Below are 2,887 nucleotides of genomic sequence, written 5' to 3' on the forward strand. Positions count from 1 at the left end.
AAGGGGTTGACAAACTGGGGAGAGTTTGGTAATGTAATTAAGTCGAGCGAAAGAGATGCAGCGCATCAAGCTTAACGCAGACACAGGATTTAAAGTTTTCAAAGCTTTCCTGGTGCTTATGATGTAATGGAACCACTCCGATCCATCCCGAACTCGGTTGTTAAACGTTGCTATGGCGAAGATACTCGGCGGGTCACTGCCCGGTAAAATAGCTCGGTGCCAGGTTAATAATAAATTAAAGCTCTTTTCCCGCAACAACGGAAAAGGGCTTTAGTTTTTTGGGGCTTAGGGCAAAATAACTTCATCAAGAAACTTTTTGACAAGCTTCAGGCTATCCAATGCCATTGTTTTCTCATCTATCCATCGATTATCCTGTATTGAAACTTGCAGAGTCTTGCCCGGTCTTAGTATGCTACTGATGACTGAAATTAATGCCTTATTTTTACCTGCTGGTTTATTTAAGTCCTTCAAGTCATTGCTGGTTAATTGATTAGTATCAATGCTAGAAACATAGTTGGTAGACAAATATAGTAGATTTGGATAATTTAAATTTGCACATTGCAGCAAAATATCTTCTAAAGTTCCTGAGTCATTGTTATTGGGAGCGATAAAAATTCCACAGTTAGGAGAACCCTTCACTTTCATCACTTCCCCCAGTGTCGAAGGTAAAGACAAACCCAGTGGAAACAACTCAGCTTTGAGTTTGTCGAATCTTTCTTGAGGTGTTTCGATATCATCAGCATCTAAAAAAATACCAAGACCAAAAATTTCTGAAACTGGAATTATAGCAAGACTTTCCTCGATAGTATTTGATAACCGTGTGATTCCAATAGCACTATGTAAAGCAACGGATAGCTCACTATTTTGTAAAAATACTGGAACAGGCACACGCTTCATCAAATCATCATTTATCGGAAATGTTTTAGGTACAAGAGGTTCCCAAAATGAATCAAGCTTAGATAAAAAAGTAACTCGCTTTAAACCGTAAGATTTGAGAAAGCAAATCAAAAATTCAATATCTTGAGGGCCCTCTGCAACGATGTAACAATACCTAACCATAATCACCTCACATCCAGTCCACGCTCTGCACGCAATCTATGTAACAAATTACCAGAAAATCTCTGAGGTGCTTGTCCATTATTGTTTAGTCGAAAAGCTACAACATTATCTGTAGCAATTTCAGGCTGTAGCATTGCATCGATAGCTTCGAGACTGTGGGTTGTCACAAAAAGCTGTATTTCTCGGCGACGACAGGTTTCAATCAGCCAAGAAAATACACTACCAAGAGCTGAAACATGGATAGATGTCTCAATTTCATCAACTAGCAGTACACCATTAGCTGTAGTCAACAAAGTGAGAGCAATAACTAAAGCTCGCTTAAATCCATCGCCAAATACATATAGAGGAGCTAGGCCAAGTTTTTTATGTTTTATGTAAAGAGTGGCTGTAGCGGTTGGTGTGGAAAGTATTTGAATGTCAAGAATATTATCGTCAAAAGAACGAATTAATTCTAATACTTCATTTTTACCATTTTCTTTTTGTAAAATGATTTGTGACAGTCGCTCTAGAATAGGTTCAGATGAAGAATAGGAAGGAAATATAGTTGCATTTTTAACCATTGGTTTATTACGTCGGCGCTGAACAAATCGCTCGTTTTCCCAAAACTGAAATATTTCAGTTTCTGTTTCAGACGAAAATAAATCAAGTTGTGCTGAAGCTAGATTGACTGCTATTTCTAATTCTAAACCTACTCTAACTGATTCAAGCTCAGGAGGAGATGTATCTTCTTCAAAGTTTTTTTGATTGTTTTTTTCGACTCCACTACCATAAATTTCTCCAAGCTTTGCCCTCAATTCATGTATAGGTGCAGTCCCATTTGCTTCTATCTGAAATTCTGTTTGATAAAGTTCGTCGTTAGAAGCACCTATTTTTTGATTAAAAATCCATTTTAATGCCTCAATGTTTGGTCGAAGTCTCATTAATTGCGATCGACCGAGATACAATCTACGTTGTGAAACCTCAAGCCACTGAAAGGGATCGAGTGGATTGCATAGAATGGAAATAGCTTCGAGAATGCTAGTTTTTCCTGCATTGTTATCGCCCACAAAAATATTTACCTGTCCCAGTTGAGACAGATTTACTGATTTAAGAGCACGATAGCCACTGATTTGTAAACGGTCAAAGACCTGAGACATAGGAAATGGCTTCAAGAGCCTGATTTTTTATGAGAGTTGAGATTGCTTCTATCAAATCACTAAGACTCAACGTTGTCAATAGGATAGCCACCACAAGTATACTCTATCAAAGCGATCGCGATTTATTCGCTTGAGCTCGCCATCACAATATTTCACTATTATAGACGGTGATTACTTTTCTTCGAGAGGTTCATCAAAATCATCAGACATCCAGATTTTATCTTTCCAAATTCCAAGTCCGCCTCGCGTGGTTGGCTTTTCTTGAGTTGAGTTTTTAGCCTGCTTTTCAATCAAAAACTCAATATAATGAAGCACTTCTGTCTGAAGTGACTCAGGGAGTTCTGCTAATTTTTCTAAAATGGCTGGCTGTATCATGGTTTATGCTCGCGATCGCCCATCTACTCCATTAAACCACCAAAACCCAATGTCAGCAACAGAATAGCCCATTATGTAGTGCGATCGCCCAAAATCGCACTCACACCATCATCATTCTGCAACTTGCCGAAAATTGCCCGATCGACTATTCTTCCTAATAGATATCATCCCAAATCCTTGCATCTCTTAGTCTCGCGTTGCGCGGACTTCGTTTGTGTAGACGCGGTTTCAACCGCCGGGTGATTTTGCCCCCGCAACTTAATATAACAACTGACAAAAACATGAAAGCAATATTGCCACCTTGGATAGTTTTAGAC

The 2,887-nt window shown here is 38.8% G+C and carries 3 protein-coding genes and 1 rRNA gene; 1 reads left to right on the forward strand and 3 read right to left on the reverse strand.

The genetic code is table 11. From position 1 onward, the window contains the following. The first annotated feature begins 108 nt into the window (after window positions 1-108). Window positions 109-225: ribosomal RNA gene (rrf, locus tag WBA89_RS02395) — 5S ribosomal RNA — on the forward strand. A 60-nt stretch (window positions 226-285) separates the two neighbouring features. Here the strand turns inward: rrf and WBA89_RS02400 are convergent. From WBA89_RS02400 to vapB, 3 genes are all read right to left on the reverse strand, one after another. Then, window positions 286-1,059, reverse strand: coding sequence for a DUF3226 domain-containing protein (locus WBA89_RS02400; RefSeq protein WP_424403738.1), 774 nt, complete (start codon window positions 1,057-1,059; stop codon window positions 286-288). A 2-nt stretch (window positions 1,060-1,061) separates the two neighbouring features. After that, a complete protein-coding gene (locus tag WBA89_RS02405) occupies window positions 1,062-2,195 on the reverse strand; it encodes an AAA family ATPase (protein WP_424403740.1) in 1,134 nt (377 codons plus the stop codon). Window positions 2,196-2,366: 171 nt separating this feature from the next. Further along, window positions 2,367-2,570 carry a type II toxin-antitoxin system VapB family antitoxin gene (gene vapB / locus WBA89_RS02410; protein WP_424403742.1) on the reverse strand — a complete coding sequence of 68 codons (204 nt, stop codon included), beginning with the start codon at window positions 2,568-2,570 and terminating at the stop codon, window positions 2,367-2,369. Between the last annotated feature and the right edge of the window lie 317 nt (window positions 2,571-2,887).

It is taken from the genome of Microcoleus sp., assembly GCF_049646505.1.
GTDB lineage: Bacteria > Cyanobacteriota > Cyanobacteriia > Cyanobacteriales > Microcoleaceae > Microcoleus.